Origin of the sequence: Bradyrhizobium sp. cir1 (genome assembly GCF_014198245.1) — a bacterium.
In the GTDB taxonomy this organism is placed as follows: Bacteria; Pseudomonadota; Alphaproteobacteria; order Rhizobiales; family Xanthobacteraceae; genus Bradyrhizobium.
Window position 1 is genome coordinate 20,769 of the sequence record NZ_JACIHE010000007.1, and the last position, 21,358, is coordinate 42,126.

The 21,358-nt window shown below is 59.3% G+C and carries 12 protein-coding genes and 4 pseudogenes; 4 read left to right on the forward strand and 12 right to left on the reverse strand.

Translation table 11 applies throughout. The annotated features are described in order from the left end of the window. Position 1 precedes the first annotated feature (1 nt). Positions 2 to 118: pseudogene (locus GGD63_RS40790) on the reverse strand (type 2 isopentenyl-diphosphate Delta-isomerase); the annotation flags it as partial. Between the two features lie 162 nt (positions 119 to 280). Here GGD63_RS40790 and GGD63_RS16500 point away from each other — a divergent pair. Together GGD63_RS16500 and GGD63_RS16505 are read left to right on the forward strand one after the other, a co-directional pair. Further along, positions 281 to 520: pseudogene (locus tag GGD63_RS16500) on the forward strand (IS21 family transposase); the annotation flags it as partial. Between the two features lie 168 nt (positions 521 to 688). After that, positions 689 to 1,504, forward strand: coding sequence for a YopT-type cysteine protease domain-containing protein (locus GGD63_RS16505; protein ID WP_183243792.1), 816 nt, complete (start codon positions 689 to 691; stop codon positions 1,502 to 1,504). A gap of 264 nt (positions 1,505 to 1,768) precedes the next feature. On the opposite strand, the gene GGD63_RS16510 is transcribed toward GGD63_RS16505, so the two are convergent. Beyond that, on the reverse strand, positions 1,769 to 2,089 hold the full coding sequence (locus tag GGD63_RS16510; RefSeq protein ID WP_210315838.1) for a hypothetical protein: 321 nt from the start codon (positions 2,087 to 2,089) through the stop codon (positions 1,769 to 1,771). 746 nt (positions 2,090 to 2,835) lie between these two features. Here GGD63_RS16510 and GGD63_RS16515 point away from each other — a divergent pair. Beyond that, a complete protein-coding gene (locus GGD63_RS16515) occupies positions 2,836 to 3,015 on the forward strand; it encodes an FAD-dependent monooxygenase (RefSeq protein ID WP_312013311.1) in 180 nt (59 codons plus the stop codon). 378 nt (positions 3,016 to 3,393) lie between these two features. Here GGD63_RS16515 and groL read toward each other — a convergent pair. The 6 genes and pseudogenes from groL to GGD63_RS16545 all read right to left on the reverse strand — a co-directional run bounded on the left by groL (position 3,394) and on the right by GGD63_RS16545 (position 11,168). Continuing rightward, positions 3,394 to 5,035, reverse strand: a pseudogene (gene groL, locus GGD63_RS16520) (chaperonin GroEL). Between the two features lie 90 nt (positions 5,036 to 5,125). Then, positions 5,126 to 5,440, reverse strand: a complete 315-nt coding sequence (locus GGD63_RS16525) for a co-chaperone GroES (RefSeq protein ID WP_183243796.1) — start codon at positions 5,438 to 5,440, stop codon at positions 5,126 to 5,128. Between the two features lie 276 nt (positions 5,441 to 5,716). Beyond that, a pseudogene (locus tag GGD63_RS16530) lies at positions 5,717 to 6,361 on the reverse strand (transposase); the annotation flags it as partial. Between the two features lie 365 nt (positions 6,362 to 6,726). Continuing rightward, a complete protein-coding gene (locus GGD63_RS16535) occupies positions 6,727 to 8,850 on the reverse strand; it encodes a prolyl oligopeptidase family protein (protein ID WP_183243798.1) in 2,124 nt (707 codons plus the stop codon). A gap of 574 nt (positions 8,851 to 9,424) precedes the next feature. Next, on the reverse strand, positions 9,425 to 9,733 hold the full coding sequence (locus GGD63_RS40165) for a hypothetical protein (protein WP_246785517.1): 309 nt from the start codon (positions 9,731 to 9,733) through the stop codon (positions 9,425 to 9,427). Between the two features lie 859 nt (positions 9,734 to 10,592). Then, positions 10,593 to 11,168, reverse strand: a complete 576-nt coding sequence (locus tag GGD63_RS16545) for a hypothetical protein (RefSeq protein WP_183243800.1) — start codon at positions 11,166 to 11,168, stop codon at positions 10,593 to 10,595. 1,485 nt (positions 11,169 to 12,653) lie between these two features. Here GGD63_RS16545 and GGD63_RS16550 point away from each other — a divergent pair. After that, the gene (locus GGD63_RS16550; RefSeq protein ID WP_183243802.1) at positions 12,654 to 14,000 is read left to right on the forward strand and encodes an MFS transporter; all 1,347 of its coding nucleotides are present in this window, start codon (positions 12,654 to 12,656) and stop codon (positions 13,998 to 14,000) included. Between the two features lie 1,422 nt (positions 14,001 to 15,422). Here GGD63_RS16550 and GGD63_RS16555 read toward each other — a convergent pair. From GGD63_RS16555 to GGD63_RS16570, 4 genes are all read right to left on the reverse strand, one after another. Further along, entirely contained in the window at positions 15,423 to 17,669 is a 2,247-nt protein-coding gene (locus GGD63_RS16555) for a hypothetical protein (protein WP_183243804.1), read from the reverse strand. Positions 17,670 to 18,255: 586 nt separating this feature from the next. After that, on the reverse strand, positions 18,256 to 18,609 hold the full coding sequence (locus tag GGD63_RS16560; RefSeq protein ID WP_183243805.1) for a hypothetical protein: 354 nt from the start codon (positions 18,607 to 18,609) through the stop codon (positions 18,256 to 18,258). Positions 18,610 to 18,889: 280 nt separating this feature from the next. Further along, on the reverse strand, positions 18,890 to 20,131 hold the full coding sequence (locus GGD63_RS16565; protein ID WP_409334070.1) for a cytochrome P450: 1,242 nt from the start codon (positions 20,129 to 20,131) through the stop codon (positions 18,890 to 18,892). A gap of 326 nt (positions 20,132 to 20,457) precedes the next feature. Then, the gene (locus tag GGD63_RS16570; RefSeq protein WP_183243809.1) at positions 20,458 to 21,339 is read right to left on the reverse strand and encodes a pantoate--beta-alanine ligase; all 882 of its coding nucleotides are present in this window, start codon (positions 21,337 to 21,339) and stop codon (positions 20,458 to 20,460) included. Between the last annotated feature and the right edge of the window lie 19 nt (positions 21,340 to 21,358).

The window sequence follows — 21,358 nt, forward strand, 5'->3', positions numbered from 1 at the left end:
GCACGATGTCCAGATGGTCGTCCTTGCGCCGGCTCAGGGCGGCGTCGCTCATGCTCGCTTCATCCGTCGCATCGGGCTGCGGCGTTGCATCGGATCGGACCGACGGCAGCGCGCGCACGCCGCTGCCTCCCGCGCGTTCAGCCCGGCGCACGCTGGCCTCCCCCGCAGCGTCGCTGCGGTAGCGCCTGGTCGAGGTCTGGTAGTACTGCGCGCGGATGGCCGCCATGGCCTCGATCAACGCCCCCCCCCGGCGCGGGAAAGTGTTTTTCCGCCATCACCCGGTGCAGCATGCGCGTATGAGACGCTCGATCACCGGCTCTGTCACTTCCGGCTGGCGTTGTCCAGCTTCGAGCACGCCCATGTCGTGCTCGGCGGCGAAAGCTTCGTCGCTCTGGCCGAGGGCTTGCAGAACGCCCTGTGGGCGCTCGGCGGCGTGTCGCGAGGGCATCGCAGCGATAGCCTGTCAATGTCGTTCCGGAATCCGGCAGCCGACGCGCGGGAGGATCCGACACAGCGCTACGCGGCGCCGCATCAGACATTGTCAGAAGTCCGACAAAGGAACGCTTTCTAAGCTGGACAACAGCTGCCCGTCAGCTCGCCATCAGCTTGTCTGGGTATCCTCGCAGCAGGGCCTAAGCAGCCCGAATTGATGCGTAGAGACTAGCGCAGCACAGAAAGGTGAATCGTCATGTATGATCGAATCAGTGGCTCATCCACATGCACTATACAAGCTGACGAACCGAGTCAGTCGGTGAATAGCGGCAGCTTTACGGAAACACTTGCAGATCTCGCGCCTCAGTGGAACTCACAACCGGGGGAGTTGCCTGACAAGATGGGGGCCTGCTGCAGCAAGCCGCATACCTCAGATGCAAACGTTCAAACTTCTAGCGCCTCCGACCCCAGTACATCCTCTCCAGAGAGTCCGGCCACCTCCTTGTTTGAATACAGAACGGCCGACCTGCGTGATGCGAATGTGGACGGCATCTGCGTTGGGCTGACTGCGGAGTGGTTCCGCAATCTTAACAACAGCCCATCAACCCGAATGAGTGCGCTCACACCCGGATCGCAAACGCACGCCTCAGCGGCTGAACGGCAGCAGCAATATCAAAATCTCAAGGATCAGTTGCGGAGCAGGGGAGCAGGATCTTCTCAGGCCGACCTTCAGGCACAAAATACCATTTTGGAGGACGCAGGCTTGGAACCGGCTGGAGAAGAGAAGAGATTCGCATTCGGCAAGTCTTCGAACGTCAAGCGCATGGTGAACGAAATCAACGAAGATGGATCGAACCATTTGCTCAGCTTGTATTTCGCCGAAGGCGGCGCACACACAGTGGCGACGTCGGCCTCGAATGGAAGGACCACGGTTTTCGACCCTAACTATGGAGAATTTACTGTTCGATCAGATCCGGACGAGATGGCTTCATTGTTACAAAGCCTCGCCAATCGTTACAGGAATCCCAACGGGCAGCATTTATCGACAATCACGACGCAAAGGATGCGGTGAGTTGGGCCTTCAGGCTGGTGGTGATTGACGCCTTCTGTGAAGGCGCGATGCGTCGGCCGCCGGTCGCGGCGTCGGGGGCCAAATCTGCGGCGGATAGCCGGCTGCGTGCCGGCTGGCGAGTGTGCCGGCATCGAAAGCGGGGGCGCCGGCCCCCCGCTATCCATGACGGCCGGCACAAATTGAAGTTCTGTTTCGGAATGACCGCCTGCGGTTTCTCTCAACTGACGTCGCCATTGCTGCGGCGACAATCCATGCCGTCCGCTATCAAACCACGCGCTTGATCCAGACCGACTGTGCGCAGGGTATGACTTTCCACGACATCAGCTTTCGTTCGAAGCACGTAAAACCGACGCATCGATAATGGTTCAGCCAGAATGTGCCCCTCACAAGCAGCCGGGGATCGGGCAGGCTCCGCGTTTGCGATGCGATCTGGATCGTCGAGCGGAAGAATTCAGCATCGCGCTCCCTGGGCGTTAAGCGAAAGACGTCGGCAGTTTCCATGATCGGGGCGCCGGCTCGGAGATTTCCGCGTTTACTACTCGCGCCGGTCCGGACCAGTTTAAACGACGGCATGTCGCGGCCCATCGCGAAAGGCTCGACGGCGTTGTTGATCTAATTGGAGTCCAGGGTCCGCAAGTCCACGCAAAATGCCTTCTATGGGATACCGATGATGCGGTCGTGAGCAGCATGAACTGGGATCTCAAACCGGCTCGTCCGATGATCCTCTCGACGAGCTTGGACTGCATCTGGAAGGGCCCAGTCTCGCCACATGCCTTTTAGAAAAATTCGAGGATCAGCTCGAGGACTGATCAGTGCCGCGCAACTTTCTGCACACCAGACCCGGTCTTCGCACGCAATGTTCGCTTTTGGACCATTATCGAGCTCCACGGCTCGCTTTGAGTGAGCTTCGGGATAGCTCCGACAGTGTCGTGGCGACCTATGTATCGGAGTAATGGAGCGCTCACAAACCGACGTGGTCGACGGCCAGCAGCGCCTTACGACCATAACGATCCTCCTTTGCGTCCTCCGGGACCTGGCGGACGCGAAAATCGGGCAGGCGATCCATAACTACATCTGCCAGACCGGCGACCCGCGATTTCGGCCGGGTTGAGGAGGCCAGGCACCATGGTGGCGCCGACCTTGGTGGTGCAGCAGATGAACCGCTCACGGCCTTCATGCGCCACCTTCCGCAGCAACCGCTCGTGATCGTCGGCAAGAAGGACGGTCAAGGCCAGCCGCGGCAGCGGCGCGTGCCTCCTTCGGGTCTCCCAGCAGCGCCAGCGCAGGGCATCTACGATCGGCCGCCATTGCGGTATTGGTAGTGCGGGCATGTGACGCTGCTCGGTGACGCCGCCCACCCGATGGTGCCGCGTTTCGGGCAAGGCGCCGGGCAAGCCATCGAGGATGGCTTCGCGCTCGCCGTTCTGCTGGAGCACGCCAAGCGCGACAAGATCCCAGCGCGTCTGAAGGCTTATCAGGAGCTGAGATTAGAGCGGACCAGCCGCGTGTAAGCCGCCTCGCGCCTGGCCGGCAAGTTCTACCGATCCGCGGCCGGGGATCCTCTGGAACTGGAGGAGAGGATGCGGGAATGGATGTCGGCCGCCGCCTGGATATTTCCGCACGATGCGGAGAAGGCCGCTTTGGCACTTCTGTAGGAAGAAGCTCAAGGACCGAATTTTGCTGAGACGTTCTGAACGTACGCCCTGGCCATTCGCGACATTTGCTGTTGTTGCCGTGATCGGCATATCTACACCGGCTTTTTCAACTTCCGTATGAAGTTGGGGCTTGGGCTAAGCGCACCGGAAAACAAGGGGACATAATACGGCGTCAAAGAAAAACCCCGGCATTGGTGCCGGGGTTCTGTAATTCTCGTTTTCTTCGCGGCTGGATCAGAAGTCCATGCCTCCCATGCCGCCGCCCGGAGGCATGGCCGGGCCGGCTGCGGCCTTCTTCGGCAGCTCGGCGACCATCGCTTCCGTGGTGATCAAGAGCGCCGCCACGGAGGAGGCATTCTGGATAGCGGTGCGCACGACCTTGGTCGGGTCGATGATGCCCTTGGAGACGAGGTTGCCGTACTCGCCGGTCTGCGAGTCGAAGCCGTAGGCGTACTGATCCTTCTCGAGGATCTTGCCGACGATGACCGAACCGTCTTCACCGGCGTTGATCGCGATCTGGCGGGCCGGCCAGGACAGCGCCTTGCGCACGATCTCGACGCCGGTCTTCTGGTCGTCGTTCTTGGTGCGCAGGCCTTTGAGCTGCTCGGAGGCCCGGAGCAGGGCGACGCCGCCGCCCCGGCAGGATGCCTTCCTCGACCGCTGCGCGGGTCGCATGCATCGCGTCATCAACGCGATCCTTGCGCTCCTTCACCTCGACCTCGGTCGCGCCACCGACGCGGATCACCGCGACGCCGCCCGCGAGCTTGGCAAGACGCTCCTGGAGCTTCTCACGGTCGTAGTCCGAGGTGGTCTCCTCGATCTGCGCCTTGATCTGGGCCACGCGCGCCTCGATGTCGGCCTTCTTGCCGGCGCCGTTGACGATCGTGGTGTTCTCCTTGTCGATCATCACCTTCTTGGCGCGACCGAGCATGTTGAGCGTGACGTTCTCGAGCTTGATGCCGAGATCTTCCGAGATTGCCTGGCCGCCGGTCAGGATCGCGATGTCCTGCAGCATGGCCTTGCGGCGATCGCCGAAGCCCGGAGCCTTGACGGCCGCGACCTTCAGGCCGCCACGGAGGCGGTTCACGACCAGCGTCGCGAGCGCTTCACCCTCCACGTCTTCAGCGACGATGACCAGCGGCTTACCACTCTGCACCACGGCCTCGAGCAGCGGGAGCAGCTCGTTCAGCGAGGAGAGCTTCTTCTCGTTGATCAGGATGTAGGCGTCGTCCATCTCGACGCGCATCTTGTCGGCGTTGGTGACGAAGTAGGGCGAGATGTAGCCGCGGTCGAACTGCATGCCCTCGACGACGTCGAGCTCGGTCTCGAGCGACTTGGCCTCTTCGACCGTGATCACGCCCTCGTTGCCGACCTTCTTCATGGCGTCGGAAAGGAACTTGCCGATCTCGGCATCGCCATTGGCGGAAATGGTGCCGACTTGGGCGATCTCCTCGTTCGAGGTGACCTTCTTCGAGTTCTTCTGGAGATCCGCAACGACGGCTTCGACCGCGAGGTCGATACCGCGCTTGAGGTCCATCGGGTTCATGCCGGCGGCGACCGACTTGGCGCCTTCGCGCACGATGGCAGCGGCGAGCACGGTGGCGGTGGTGGTGCCGTCGCCGGCCGCGTCAGCGGACTTCGAAGCGACTTCGCGCACCATCTGCGCGCCCATGTTCTCGAACTTGTCGTCGAGCTCGATCTCCTTGGCGACGGTGACGCCGTCCTTGGTGATGCGCGGCGCGCCGAACGACTTGTCGAGCACGACGTTGCGGCCCTTCGGGCCGAGCGTGACCTTCACGGCGCTGGCGAGGATGTCGACGCCGCGCAGCATGCGGTCGCGGGCGTCGACGCCGAATTTCACTTCTTTGGCTGACATATTGGTTTCCCTGAGTTGTCTTGGTCTCATCTCACCCTTGGCGGGGCGCCCGGCAGGCGCTCCTCAGAGGTGAGCGGTGCGAGCGGTTGGTTAGGCGGCCTTCTTCTTCGAAGCGGGAGCTTCGAGCACGCCCATGATGTCGCTTTCCTTCATGATCAGCAGATCGGCGCCGTCGATCTTGACCTCGGTGCCCGACCACTTGCCGAACAGGACACGGTCGCCGACCTGGACGTCGATCGGGGTCAGTTTGCCGCTCTCGTCGCGGCCACCGGGGCCAACGGCGATGACTTCGCCCTGCGAGGGCTTTTCCTTGGCACTATCCGGAATGATGATGCCGCCAGCGGTCTTCTCTTCTGCGTCGATGCGCTTGACCACGACGCGGTCGTGAAGCGGTCGGAATTTCATGCAGCCCTCCTAAGCATTTGCACGAGTTAGAGATTTTGGAATTCTAGCAATCGATGCCCGTGAGTGCTAGTCACGGGCCGAGCTGAGATAGGATAGGATTTTTGCGGGAGCAAGGGACTCTAGCAGAAAAATAGGCGCTCACGACGGTCGCCTGCCATCAGTCTCAGTGGTTTAACCGGAGACGTGCTGGGCTGGGCTTTAGCTGGTCGCTGGTATACCTGTCGCACGCCCAATCAAACCAGCGAGTCGCCAGCGCTCGCCCAAAACGTAGTGGCTACGCAACTGCCGCTGATGCCGCCTGAACTGTTTGGCGTGGGCGTATCGGCCTGCCATCATCGCGGCTGTCTTGGCCACACGAGCATAGGATTGCCGCAGCCTGACCCCGTGCCTCCTCGCCAGGCGATTGAGCCCCTTGATGGCCGCGTGCGACAGTTTGGCGTCGGTCGGAAAGGTGATGGCCTTCGGTTGCACCGTGGTGTCGATCGTGACGCGCTTGAGGTCCTGGCTGCGCAATGCACCGACCTCGTGCGCCACCCGCAGGCTCGCGGCCAGCAGCAGCTCCAGCTTGTCGCCGAGCCGCTTGCGCCAATGGCTCAGGTCGCTTCGCTCGTGCGGGGAGGCGTGCTGGAAGAACTCTTCGCCGGTGAAGAACAGGAAATACGGGTCGTGGACCCAGCGCTCACAAATGCCCTCATCGGACGGCCCGTAAATGTGCTTGAGCAGCAAGAGCCCAATCAGGAAGCGGGTCTCGATCCCGGGCCGACCGTTCTCGCTGTAGAGCGGCGCGACCTCGCCGTCGATCCAGTCCCAATCGACCTTGCCGGCGAGCTGAACCAGCTCGTGCTTCATGTTGATGATCTGATCCAGTCGCGCTCGGAACAGATCGTTCGATCCCGTCGACTTGTGCTTCTTCGGACGCATCGCTCCCTCCGGTGCACCACAGAATCATGGTCCACGGCGAAAGGGAATCCACAAACGAAATTGCAGGGTTTGACCGCCTCTATCCCCCAATCCCTGCAATCTCAAGCCGTCTCGAATCCGAAAAATAGACTCTCGCTCAATCGCTTAGACCCTTGTTCACGGACGACTGGGTATTAACGAGAAATCGGCCTTGAGTGACCTACCCGGACTGATAGGCGAGACTGAGGGCGTAGCTGATCGCTCGGATTCATCCCCAGGGACATACCATAGTCTGCGGAGAATGAGCAAAGACGGGCTTGCTGACGCCGCTGCCGATAACGTCGTCCGCCAAGCATCATCGTTGAAGTAGATCTTAGTCCTCGACATCACTCATCAACAAGCCGCCGGAATGCATAAGTATATTCTAAAGCGATCCGGCGTGCCTGTTCAATGAGATTGGCGGCGGCGCTATGCCCCCCGTCGGTATTCTCATAGTAGAGGTACGGTTGGCCCAACGCAGCGAGTCTCGCCGCTGCCTTGCGGCCATGCGCTGGATGCACGCGGTCGTCCTTGGTGGACGTGAGAATGAAGGGGGCCGGGTAGGTCTTGCCTGGCACCAACCTCTGATAGGGCGAGTAGGCCTCGAGCCACTTGCGCTGTTCGAGAATGGTGGGATCGCCATACTCGCCGATCCAGGAGGCTCCGGCGCCCAGCTTGGTGAACCGAACCATGTCGAACAACGGAACCTGTAAGATGGCCGCATTGAAGAGCTCGGGTCGTTGGGTGATTGCCGTCCCTACCAGGAGGCCTCCTTGGCTACCGCCGACTACGCCCAGCCGGCGGGGAGAAGTGATTTTGCGCCGGATCAAGTCCTCCGCGACGGCGATAAAATCATCCCATGTGCGCTGCTTCGTTGCTCCTTGGGCAGTCTGGTGCCATTGGGGCCCGAACTCACCCCCGCCGCGCAGATTCGCGACAACATACGCGTTGCCCTGCTCGAGCCAGAGTCGTCCGGTGAGGCCCGCGTAAGAGGGGATGAGCGGAGTCTGAAACCCACCATACCCATAGAGAAGCGTTGGAGTTGATCCGTCAAACCTTGCGCTCTTGGGGCGTAGCAGAAAGTAAGGAATGCGGGTGCCATCGCGCGAGATTGCCTCGAACTGTTCGACGACAAGTCTCGAGGCGTCGAACCTAGGAGGTGTCGCCTTCAGTGTCTCAAGGCGCCCGGTTGCAGCGTCGAAGTACCAGAGCATCGTCGGGCTAAGAAAGCTGGAGACGGTGAACATCGCCTCGTCCGTTTCATGCGATGCCGCAGCCAGACCGACACTCGCATTCTCTGGAAGCGGGATCGGCGTGACCTGCCAGGCGCCCTGATGGTATTTGTAGACGAACGCCCTACTCTGAACATTGTCGAGAATCGTTAGGATTAACAAGTTTCTTGTGGCGGTGAATCCGCTGAGCGCTTGTCGAGGCCCAGGCTTGAAAACGAGCGTGGGTCTGGCGCGCAGCGGATCCAGCTTCCATTCGGCCAGGTCATACGAGATGATCGAGCCGGCTGAGAAGCGGGTGTCTCCGGACGGTGGCATCCAGTCTTCGTTTAGCGTCACCAGCAGGCGACCACTCGCGATGCCCCCGATGGTCGCCTTCTTTGGCGGATTGAGCTTAGTCGGCTTGGACCCAAAGAGAACATACTCATGCTCGAACGCACTGAAGCTGCGGACGGCGCCGGTCGCATGGATCCTGCCTTCACTGTCGCGCAGCACGAATGGTGTGGCCTCGACATCGGTGGGCTCGCCACGGAAGACCTCGTGCGCTTCCACGAGCGACTGAGCGCGCTTGAGCTCCTTCACAACGAAAGGGTAACCGGCTTGCGTTATGGTCCCTTCGCCCCAATCTCGTGCAATTAGGACCGTGTCGCTGTTTACCCAAGTGACCTCCTGTTTTCCTTCGGGAAGTGCGAAGCCGTTCGTGACGAAGGTTTTGGCGACTGCGTCGAACTCCCGGACGAACACAGCGTCCTTTCCGCCCTCGGACAGGTTGAGCAAGCATAGGCGCTCTTCGGGCGGAAGGCAGCTCACCCCTTTAAGAACCCAGTTCTTCTTGTCCGCGTCAGCGAGAGCATCCACGTCGAGGATGGTCTCCCATCGAGGGCTCTGGGTGCGATAGCTTTCAAGCGTCGTACGCCGCAAGACGCCGTGCACCTGGTTCTCGTCTTGCCAGAAATTATCGAGACCGCGCCGTCCCAACGAGACGTACGGAATCCGGTCCTTGGCCTGAAGAACGTGGAGCGCTTCCCCGTAGAAGCGCTGGTAACGTGAATCAGATTGGAGCGCACTGAGTGTCTTGCCGTTCTCGGTGTGAGCCCAAGCCAATGCGCGCGGCCCTTCGATTTCCTCAAGCCAAAGAAAAGGATCCTCAGCCCCGCTCGCGGGCGCTAGCGCCTGGGACAGTCCCGCGCCCATCAAACAGCTCATGGATAGCGACGCTGCGAGAAAAAGCGAATTTTTCATGGGAGTTGTCCTGAAGTTAGCCAGCCGGACTTGGGCGACTTGCTAGGTGAGTGGAAGCATTCGGAAGATGCACACTCGGCTTCAAAGAGCAGGCATGCGGGAACTGCGTCCGCTGGCTTTCAATGGTGCAAGCAGCGTGCCGCTTGAAAATTGGAAGTTCTCCAGTCGTTTCCAACCCATGTAAGTGTCGACTTTTGGACATCCGTCTCAAACCCGACAATCGGTTCTTAGTAAGCGCGGCATGTTGCGCAGCGGCCGCCTTGCTCATTGTCGCAGTACGTAAATCCTCGACGATCGCTTGCGCCACCGTTCGGCCACTCACAACTCGGCTATGGGCAGCATCATCCGTCGACAGTTTCGACTTTAGGTGTGAAGTGCGAGCACAAGTCCGATCTTCGCGGCCTCCTGATCGCGTTGGCCGGCACCATCAGTGCCCCGCGCAGGCCGCCGGTACTCGATGTGATTTGCGGCGTGTTGGCTGGACTTGAGGCGATTGGCGTCCGCCAGCCAAACGCGTAACCTGCGGCAGGTTCGGCAGCCGCGCCCGTATGGAAGGCGCTTGACGCCACGATTCCTAAATTCCGCAGCGGGATCTCTCCTGAGCAACCGTGACCGCGGCGAGCCCCAACATCACGTCGCCGGTGAATCCGAAATGGAGACGATAGAGCCACCAGATTGCGCAGCACCGGTCGAGATCGTACATGGCGAGCGCGCGCCTTATTGCTACGACCATCCGGGCCATCGGCTTCACTCCTCGTGTCATCTGGAAACCTTGACGTCTCGGGGCCAGCACTCTCCATTTGAAGGCTTTTTGGTCGGTGATGGCTCGCTGTCCGCCGCGTGCAGCTGCAATGGATGGGGAGGTGAGATTGATGTTCGTCATGGCGCCTTTTTCCGCGGTTCGAAGCTGTTTGCACACGCCTATCTGCATGCGACTTTGCTGTGATCCTACGGAGGAGGCAGTGCTTGGAAAACGCCCAGATCTGGTAGCGCCAATTGACAGATTCCGATCCGATAAGCTCGCCCAATCCCACTGCTACGCAAAGCGACTGAGCCACTTGCGACGATCGTTGCAGATTATGTGACCTTTGCTTCCACCTCCTTGAGAATACCTCCGCGCCCAGCAAGGCTATGTAGGCTCGCACCGGCACCGCCTACGCCGCTCCCGCGTATACCTTGCACGGTCACCGGTTTCGCTGCCCAATTTGCGCGAAACCCAGCCGACATCGAGCTCTGGTCGGCGGCCGAGTAGCCCTTCCTGAGCGCGCTGGCAAGTCTCCGCCTCGCTGAGCAACACCGGACAGCTCGGCGCGCCGCAAGCACACCATCGTGCAGCGCTTGTTGGGATCGCTCAGACGCAAAGCAGCCGAGACGATCATCCCGAGCACGGCTAGAGGTACGGCGCTGGCCGCGTGTAATGGGCCCCAGTCCTCCGCTCCTGCGTGCCATGGTGCAACCTCGGACTGGTCGACAGCCGTAGCTACATCACTCAAGGGAAAGTAACATCCTCAGGTGAGGCAATACGGGGTAATATTGCAGCCCGGATGACACGTCGGCACCACCCAGACGAAATGGCCAGGATGGCCGCGAATCTCGTGGGCTGCCAGTGGGTCCGATGATGCGAACCCACTGGCGGCGCGAGCAATCCACTGTTGAACGGTGAATTATCTATCCGGGTAAGGACAACCGAAGTGACCGCAGGGCTCCAGTCCGGCGCGATCGCTTCACCGTCGGGTTGCGTCTCATACCCGCGTAAGCTTAACGAACCCTCCTTCGGCTAATTCGGCTTTGTAGGCCCGTCCGTTAAGCTGGATTGTTGTCGGGTTATTTTCGGTCGGCATGAAACCCTCTTCGCGCAGCTTGTCCATCAGGGCAGGTGTGGCCCATTGCTGTGGTAGCGGCGTTCCGAAGCGCCGGTGCTCCGTCCAGAAAGCTCCGAATTCCGGTAGCCCCGCCCGGCCGGCCCCAACCACTTGGTCCTCCGCAGGGTTATGAAAAAGAAGAACGCGATTGGACCCATCCAAACCGGCCGTGTAGCGGTGACCTCGGATTTCATAGGTCATCGTCGGCTGGTCCGAGTCCGGCAAGAGACCTTGGTGGAACAGCCTCTCGACCATGAAGTCAGGGGCGATTTGCGAACCGTGTGAGAATCTCTGGGGAGCGGCGAATGAGACATTTACCGCTTCCTCAGGTGCGGCGGATGATGATGGTCCCGCTTCATTCATGATCTGACTGAACAAATCATGATCTTCTTGTGTCCAGACGTGCGCCGTTGGTGATTCCGGTGAACGGGCATTGTCGATCGGGTTCGGATCCATAAAGCTCTCCTTTCTATTATAAGAACAAAGGCCTCTTGAAGATCTCCCCATGGAGTGAGCTGAAGTTCGTCACGAATTTAGACATTGGCGGCTTCGTCATCGAGAGGCCAAGTTTGAGTGTTAAAGAGGCTGGCTTTCGAGAAGCTGACAAAGGTCGAAGAAGGGAGACAAACCCGCGGCCGCATCTGCCACGCCTGATGCGATCATCTTCGAGCCAAATCTCGTTCCGCCTGACCTCCCAGTCGGCGCGCAGGTCTGCGTCGTGCATCGCATTCACCTGGCGGTGAAGCTGGTTAGGAGGTCCAGGCGACGCGGACCGCGGCCAGATCAGCCTTGCATCGAACGTGTGCATTTCGATTTCTGCTCGCGACCAGTCGTTCTGACTTACACTTTGAGCCTATGCTCCATAGCCGCGCCCGCGCGAGAACAGACGAGAGCGCGACCTACGTGAGAGTCCGGCAACCGCGAACTGTTCATCTAAATAGATGAAGAACGAAGTCGCTCAGACGCAAAGCAGCCGAGACGATCATTCAGGTGCGGCGGTGCCGGTGGTCCCGGGACTGCGGATGGCACTGCATGTAATGGGACTTCGCGACGCCCCCAGTGCCTCTGATCCTGCGCGCCATCATGGAACCTCGGGCCGACAGCCGGAGCTACATCGGTCGAGCGGAATGCTACATCCACAGGTGAGCCAATACGAACGGCCCAATTTGTCCTGGCTGCTATTGACGCTCTGCGTCATGCAGATGGCGCTCGTGTCAGGGCGCGCTTAGAGGAAGCGGACATTTCAGCGGCGACTTCGACACCGCGCGCACGAATTACGACGATTTTCCTTATTCAGGACGCCGCGCCTTGTCCCCGTCCCGGGGACGCCCTCGCGCCGGAGATAGCTGAGATGCACGGCGAGCGGCGCCGAACGCACGGATGACGGACGGTCTGGGTCTTGATTGTCTCCAGATGCGAGCGGCCCCTGAGCAGACGGGTCGCCCGCTCGCTGGCGACCCGGCCGTGGCCGTAGGTGGAGCACCGATAAGTGGTGATCAGGCGCGAGAAACCGCCGCAGGCGCGCTGAGCGGCGGCAAGCGCCTTGGCGATGAAGGGCCTAGCCCATTGGCTCCTTAGGGAGCGGACGCAACCTGGCCGAGGCGGAATGGCTCGAGTCGTCGTCAGTTGTGTGCGACGCCCGTCAATTTTGTCGCACACTCGCCACAGCAGCGCAAAAGTCTGCAGCCCCCTGACGAATGCAGCAGGTTCGCATATTTGTCTTTGCCGCCCAGGCCAGCGATCAGATCAAGGGCTAAATGGTGGCGGAGAGGCCGGCATTTTTATTGCAGACGTTACGGTGAGCTTCGTCGTGACACGCTTCAGCCTACATATTGCCTGGCGAAATGGCCGTGAGGGACGGGAACGGGCAGTGCAATGCAACAGTGCGACCTACCTGGCCAAAATGTTTGGGCAGGGATCGCGCTTCAGATTAGGTCGAGGATGTCGAGGCAATCTACTCGAGAGAGGCCGGAGCCGGTCCTCGATCCCGCAGACGAACGCTTGACGAGCCGCGCCGTGTTGGGCGCAACCATCGGCAATATTCTCGAATTCTACGACTTCGGGACCTACATCTTTTTCGCGATACAGATCGGCCAAGCGTTCTTCCCGGCAACCGACTCGTTCGCTAGCCTCATGCTGGCACTCGCAACCTTCGGCGCAGGTTTTGTGACCAGACCGATCGGGGCCATCGTACTCGGCTCGTATTCGGATCGGGCCGGCCGGCGGCCCGCGATGACCGTCAGCTTTACCATGATGAGTGCCGCGGTCCTATTGTTAGCTATCACGCCATCGTATGAGACAATAGGACTTGCCGCTCCGTCACTGGTCGTCTTCGCACGGTTGCTGCAAGGCTTTGCTCTCGGAGGTGAAGTGGGGCCCACGACCGCCTACTTGATGGAAGCAGCCCCCGCTGACGCGCGCGGTCTTGCTGTCTCCTTTCAGCCCGCGAGCCAACAGATAGCTGCGACGGCCGGAGCGTTGGTTGGAGAAATACTCTCGCTCACCATGACAAGCGAAGCGCTCAATGCGTACGGATGGCGGATCGCGCTGTTGCTCGGCGCCGCTACGTTGCCGTTTGGACTTTGGTTGCGAAGCGTCTTACCCGAAACGTTGCACCGGCCCGAGGCGCACGTTCTGGTCACCCAGCCGGGAGGGCAAGCGCATTCCAATCGCCGCATCATGAGCTTGGGATTTGTCATTTTGGCCAGCTGCACGATCACGACTTATGTAACGGGATATATGACCACCTACGCGATGAACACCCTCCACGTTTCCGCGCCGCTCGCCTTTGGTACCACGCTCATCAGCAATGCGGTCGGAATTGCTGCAGCACTGCTGGGCGGCCTGCTCGCCGACCGCGCAGGCCGTCGTCGCATCATGATATGGCCGCAGGTCACTGCATTGCTGATGACCTATCCGGTATTCTTGTGGATTGCAGAGAGCCGCAGTGCCTTCGCACTTCTAGGAGGTCTCGGCGCCCTCACCCTGATCGGAACGATTCCGTATAGCGCCTTCTACGTGAGCATGGCCGAAGGTTTGCCCAGGAACATTCGTGGTGGCGCCCTCGCGACGATTTACGCTTTTGCGATAGCGATTTTCGGAGGCACAGCTCAACCGATCGTCACCTGGCTCATCCACCTTACCGGGAGTGCACTCGTGCCCGCCTGGTACATGCTTTTCGCTAGCGCGGCCGGGCTCTTTGCCATGCTCATGATGCCGGAGACGGCGCCACTCAATTTCACACCCAACCATAAACGAAACGTCGTCACGCCACGACGGCTACCCTAGGCATAGCGGGAACAATGGACATCCATGGCGTCCGAAATGCGAACCATTGAATCGAAGGGCGCTATGGGCGTGGCAGGGAAAAGCAATAGAAATTCGACAGTTTTAGATCGAGCTGTGGCTCGCATCGGAACACAGCGTCGGATCTAAAACGACTTTTTCCGTTTACCCAACCTACGCCGATGCGGCGGCTGCGCGCGGCGGTAGTCACAGACTGGCTGAAAGTGAGCAATCGCTTTGATCATCTTAAGAGAATTGAGATGGCGCCGCTTGCACCATCTGCCAGTTTAACCGTACGCCATGAGGACGCGGCCGCTGTCGGAGCAAGCGGCCGCACGAGGCTCAATCCTCGTTCTCTGCTTGACTTGTTTTCGGTCCTCAGTGTCGCACGCACGAGGGATCGGTCAAACAAAAGAACAGGTCGCAGATACCATCCAACGGGTCGTCCGCGCACTGAGGATATGATGTATCGGCTACCTCCACCCTGCCGGCAACCGGTTGCGCGGCAACTTTTGCAGCAAAAGGAGGCACCGCCGCAGTTGCAAGCGCGAGGGCGCTCGCCGTCACTAACACAGACTTTTTCATCCGAGAAATCGCTTCCCTAGGTTGGCCCCAACCGTCCTCGGGTCTATATGACGACGCTGTAAGCGGTAAAATTGATTTTCTTGATCAGATCTATCTAGGGAATGGATAAGTCCGGACATCACCGTACGGCTCAATGTTAGCCCGCTCGGAACCTGCAATCTGCTTCATGATCGAACGCTGCACGAGCCGCGGAGTGGTCGATGCATGTCTGGGAGCACTCGAGTACAGCGTTTTCTTGAATCCGGCTTGTATCGTCCGAGCAACGCGACAGTCGGTTTGCATGGTCCCGCACATGCGCCTCCCGAACGCGCCTGCGTCACACTTGGGCGCGCGATGTTCATCAGCGAGTGAGAAGACCGCGAAGATCGCTTACCCATTGTCTTGTTCGCCTGGGCTGCAGAGACGCTCAAGGAAGAACGACGAGCCCCAGCATCTTTGGGGGCAGGGAGGCTTGATGCTGGGACCGTGGTAGCCTTATGCAAAAGTAGCAAACAGGCGGCGTTGTTGTGCACCGCCCGGCTTGATTCGTCAAAGCGGCCATGATGCTCAGCTCCCGTGCCACCGAACCATCCGTGATCCGTTGAAGCTCCGCCGAGGGTTTGCGCGCCCAGTTTGCCGCGGGCAAACAGGCGAAAGCACCGTTACATCCGGGCGGATTGCCGCCAGCATCAGGTACATGTTTTCCATCTGCAATACTCAGCGGCCTAACTTCTCGCATGGGTGCCGATGTTCGCCACATGCCTTTTGTAAGATGGGCTCGGCGCTGCTCAGGCAATCCGCCGCGCCGGTCTGGAGGCATGAACGCTGCCACCGAACGGCTCACCGCCGCAAGGCAACCCACTAGATCCCCAGTCGAGCCATCTGCGCTGAAACGTGCTCCGGATCGGGAAGCCGCTGCCACGGCTGGCCAGCGGCGATGCTCAACAAGGACCTACAGAACGCAGGAGTGAGCTTGCCGCGGTGGATCACGACATTCTTGTGACCCTCGGCGGCTCGAGCATTCTGCCAATGCTGATTGTATCCGCGCTGTTCGTCGGACTTCGCGTGGCAGGCGGCGAATTCGCCATCGCTAAGCGTTGCCAATTGCCAGGCATGAACCGGCCGCTCGGTATGGATGTGCACCCACATCGGCCTTGGCGGCGCGCCGCTGCGCAGCGCCTTGGGCTGCAGCTTGATCTCGAATAGCTTCCCTGGCTCTCCCTTCAAGGCGCGCGGCGGATCCACTGACTCCAGTTCCCCCGTCGCGCGCAACTGTTCGAGGTACTTTTGCGATGGAAACGGGTAGGTCTTCATGCAATCGCTCGTGATCGCTGCCTTCTGCGCTTTCAATGATTTTGCCTGTCCCTGCAGCTCGGACAATATCCCGTTGAGCCGGACTATTTTGTCGTGCACTTCGGGAACTTGCGAAGGCGTGAGCAGGCCACGTCGGCGAGGCTCCTGCAGCGCGATTACACAGGCATCAATTTCGTCGGCCTGCGTCTGCAAGCGCGTAATAACCCGATCCAAGACGTGTTCGGCGTCCTCGGGCTTCATCTGGCGCGCCTGCGAGACCGCCCTCTGCTGAGCCGGCAGATCGAACTGCAGCAGCTTATCCAATCGCTCAAGTAATCCCGCCAGGGCTTCCTTGGACGGCGGCGCCTGCCACATCTGGAGGTGCTCGGTTGCAGCGGATGAGGCACGTGCTTCCTCCGTGGTGGCGAGCTTCTTGGTACCGAGATCTGAACGCACGATAACCTTGCGCGTCGGAGCCGTAGCGGTATCGGGCCTCGCGACTTGCGGCTCGGATGAGCTGGCCGTTGAACTCCCCTCGCCTGCAGCCGCTGCGCGCCTTCCTTTTGCTTTTCCTTTTCCTTTTCTGCGACCTGAATTGCCGTGGCTCACCCCGGCAGTATTTTCCGGCAGCTCAGCCCAAGCCGGCGGTTCAATCGTGGCTGGCGTAGTTGGCTGCAATGCCAGCAGCCGCATGACCTCGTTTGCGGTCACCCACGCCCCTTCCACGATCTCGTCCAGCAACTGCAGGGGAACTTCAGCTCCCGTTCCGACCTGCCTCAGGCTGGTAACGATGCCGCTCAGCCCGGATGCAAATTCCGAAAGCCGCTCCATGACTCCTTCCAGAACGGAGCGATGCTCCGCGTCGAGCACTGCTCCATTGCGGTTCAGAACGGCGTCGGACGTGGAGACGAATGCCGGAAAAACATCCCCGATGAAAGTCCCGAGCAGACGCACCCGCCCGGTCTCGTCCATCAGGGCATCGCGCACGTCTGGGTCGAGCGTGCTTGCTCGCGAGTCAATCAAGAGCTCCGCGAGAGCAATCCGCGCTTGCAGATACATGCACTTCGTATTGAGAGCCCAGCCGGTATGCAGTCTTAGTGCGGCCTCTTCGGCCTTGCGCATCTCGGGCGTGCTGCTTGGCAAGTTGGCAGTAGCCGCACAGACAGACTGTATCCGCTCGAAGCGCAACACCTTCTTTCCCCACCAATCCATGCAGGCTGCATAGTGGTTCGCCACGCTTTTAAACGCGCCGCTCACCTGGGCGGGCGTACCGGTGCTTTTGATCCTCTCGAGCCAGCCTAATGCTTCCTTTCTTTTCTTCTCCAGCTCGTAGACAATCTTGGTGGCCACTATGTTACATTCATCGGCTGCGTCCACCGTGTCATCGCGGAGCCGGCGAGCCCGATCGTCGGGCAGAATGCGACGCGCCAAGTTGGCAGGCAGATCCGCGTAGTACTCCAGAACAGTTGAGCCTGCTTTAACGACTTGATCGATCAGCTCTTGCGCCTCTTCCAAGTTCTGGGCGCGCGTGGCCGCTCGGCGGCTGGTTTCAAGCTCCTCAAGCAGGCTGGTCATTTTTTGCCTTGCTGCCTTGATCTCGTCCCGCGTTGGCGGCGCCCCATCCGACGTTGGGTTGCCAAGCGCCGCGGTTCTGTCTTGAGGCCCAGAGCGCATCCGCTCCATCACGGCATCGAAGGATTGATTGCGTCCTCCCGGTAAAGGCCTGGGCTCCAGGCTCGAACGGCTTACGTCCCCGGTGCTGTCGCCTCCTGCGGCCCACCCCTCCGATGTGCCAGCTCGGCCAATCCCCGTCATGCTTCGTCTCCGATAAAAGTCGCGAATGTGCAGCCCGTCTGGATAGACCGCGTGCCTGACGACTAGCTGACCAAAAGCGTTCTTGCGGATGCACAAGAAAGCCGATGTCACCAAGTTTCATTTCCGTCGGAGCTCCAATGTTGCTGAAGAGAGCGATGCGGGTAACTGCGTCGGTGTAAGCAGCCGAGACGTGACCGCGGCTGAGGTGCCCTGGCCTCGACGCGATCCGGTACGAGTCTTGCCCGTCTGCCGATGGCTCCGTCCACGCCGACCGAGTCAAGTCGTCCCCAAACGTTAGTAGGTAGCCGAGAGAACACTCGCGGCCTAATCGGCGACTTATGGTCAAGCAGCAATGGCCAGCTTATGATTGGCAGGCCTACGCTCGCCACACGCGTCCCTGCTAACGGTAAGGGGACTTTGTCATAAGAGCTTAACAATCTAACGGCCGTACACCGATGACGAGATGCTGAAGGTCGATCAGCATCGATATTTTTCCTCGTCCGAACCGGCTGAATCGACCTTCCGCAGATCCTCAGCCTGCATTTCGCAAATGTGCGGCGCCCATCCGGGCCCGGTGAGATCACCTTCATAGAAATATGGCAGCGAGCGCACCAAACCCACCGAGAATCAGCCCAATCAGCGAACCGGCTGTCGGCACGTCTCTAAAGAGCAGAACGGCGAGTATCGGTTCCACGACTAGGATCGCTCCCACCGATATCGCGACAATGATCCAGATATTCTTCAGATACATGTAGCCCAGCGCGTATCCGAAAACGAGGAGGATGCCACCCAAGCTCACCAGGAGAAACATCGGCCAAAGCATCGCCAGATCGCCACCGGCCTTTCCGAATTGCCTTGAGGCAATCAACTCGGCGAATATCGAAAGAGCTTCTCCAAGGAAAATCGCTGCCACAGCTACAATTTTCAACACCAAGGTCATTGGCCTCTATTGTTTCAGCTATTCGAGGTGGCCCGGAGACCTGCATCGGAGTAGCCGTTGAGGTTCAATTGGCAGGCCAAGCGCTTGCGCGTCGAGACGCGCGCCTCACCTATCGCTTCTCGCAGGCCCTTCCAAGCGTCTGCCGGGCCGGTAATTAGCTTCCGACATGCAGCATTGTTTCCCGTCGATCACCCCAGCTGCGCTGCTTGTAGAAATCAAAGATGGTTCAGGACAAGCCCGCTCCGTCGCCTGCCGTCTGCGTGAGCAGAGTAATTTGGGCCTAGGCTGCAATCCGCACGGGGAGAGCGGAATAGCCGTGCACGAAGTTAGACGCAATCCGCTCGGGTTCGCCGACGACCTCGAACCACAATTCCGCATCCAAAATCTCCTCCCAGAGGACCCTCAGCTGCAGCTCCGCAAGATGTCGACCAAGACAGCGATGGATGCCGAATCCGAACGAGAGATGCTGCCTCACATTCTTGCGATCGATCACGAAATTGTTGGCGTTCTCAACGATCTCTTCGTCCCTGTTACCGGAGATGTACCACATGACGACCTTGTCGCCTTTCCTGATCTGTTTTCCGCCTACGATGCTGTCGATCGCGGCGGTACGGCGCATATGTGCGATTGGCGTCTGGTACCGAATAATCTCGGACACGGCGCTTGAGATCAGCTTGGGTTCGTCAATTAGCTTTCGCAGCTCGGAGGGGTACTGACTCATGAACAGGAGGCCGCCGGTGATTGAGTTGCGCGTGGTGTCATTTCCCCCAACGATCAGCAGAATCAGATTTCCGAGAAACTCGCTCGGCTCCATCTGCCGTGTGGCGGGCGAATGCGCCATCAGGGAAATCAGGTCGAGGCGTGGCTCGGCATTGATGCGCTCGTTCCAAAGCCGGGTGAAATAGTCCAGGCACTCGGACAAGATGGTGCTTCGCTTGTCCCAGCTGTCGATTGCATGGTCTGCTTTCGGAGCTGTAACAGCGACGTCTGACCAATAGGTCAGCAGGCGCCGATCCTCAAATGGAAAGTCGAACAGCGTGGCGAGCATTTGCGTCGTCAACTCTATGGAGACCATGTCCACCCAGTTGAAGGCCTCATTGCGCGGCAAGCCCGCGAGAATCGCCCTGACCCGAGACCGGATCAAGTTTTCGAGCTTCGTCAAGCTTTCCGGTCCGACGATCGGGCTGACGGTATTGCGCTGCTCGGCGTGCTTGGGAGGCCCCATCTTGATGAAACTCGGGGTCCAGTGCTCGCCAGGCACGTCGACAATAGTGACACCTTCTTCTGACGAGAACGCTTTGTGGTTTGTGTCTACGGCTACGATATCCCGGTATTTCGTTACGGACCAATATGGACCATGAGCGCTGTCTTGACAGTAGTGAACGGGATCTTCCTTTCGCAACCGCTCAAAGCAAGCCCACATGCTGTCGTCTTGAAAGCGCTTGCCCTCGCTTACATCCAGCTTGCTCAGCGGGATAACACACGAAGCCTCAGCCCTATAATCTTCCGATCGCCTTGTCATGATCATCTCTGCAGATTCTGCTCTCGAGAGTTTACGGTGTGGCGCGATTCATCGCTTCGAGCCGCCGCAGCGCTTGGCTGCGACGGGCCGCTCGACCAGGCTACCTCACAGTGCAGCTAGCCTCGCCCTACCATGTCGGGCAGTAAGGATCGCATTAACTTTCCAAGTCGATCTACTCAATGGATCAGTGAGAGCCCTCAGCGCTGGTTAATGGCTACGCGCTGGAGGCAACATCAAGCCGAGTACGCCTTCATAAGGCGACCCTCGCCTTGAGATACGGCCGGAGCGGATAGCTTTCTCAAGGTCATGGATGAATAATCGTCTGGCTAGGACTGTTCAGGCAGATCAATCCAGATATCCGAAGGACCCTTCATGAGAGTATCCTGATCTGGAACGTAGATATTATCGAAGATCCTGAGACCATGAGCCGTTGCCGCTCCAAAGATTATGAAAGGGAGCTTGACTTGCTCCAGGTCTTCGAAGTTGTCAGCGCCGACGATTCGAACAAAATCGAGTTTAAAGTGTCGGAACTTGATCTGAGATGTGGCCGACGCGACCAGATCCTTCACCTTAGATGCCCCGTGGGCGATCTCTTTCCTCGAATGGTTGAGTGCTGTGAAAAGACACGACAGCTCATCAAGCTCGGAACGGCTAAATCGCCTCAAACGCGACGAAATGGACACTCCGTTCTTGTATCTCACGGTCGGCACAAACCTTATCTCGCAATCCAGAAGGAGGTCTGCGACGGCGCGCTTCACCAGGATCGCCTGACCGATATCTTTCAAGCCGAAGTAGCTGCGAGTTGGCCTTGCATAGCAGATCCAGCGGACTGCCCCGGTAACGGCTTCCTTCAAATACGCATCACGACCCCCTAAACGCAAATGACAGTCGCCTTGCGATATAAAGGTTCGATAGCTAGGCGGGAACATTTCGGTGTCGTTGGAGGAAATCACGGCAGTTGCTCCCGAACGCAATGCAAGTCCAATATCCTCGTCCAAATTGAAATCGTAGCTCCCACCTGGTCTAAGCTGGATCTTGTTCGGGTAGACTGTGACGATCGCGACGTCATTCTCCGATGCCGCCCTTTTGATCAGTTCTGCATGCCCAAGATGCAGGGCGCCGAGAGTATGTACCGTCCCGATTGTCTGCCCTGTTCTCGCCACCTCCCGGATGAACGCTTTACCTGCGGAAAGACATGCCAGATGCATTTTCCTACTCCAGTCTCTT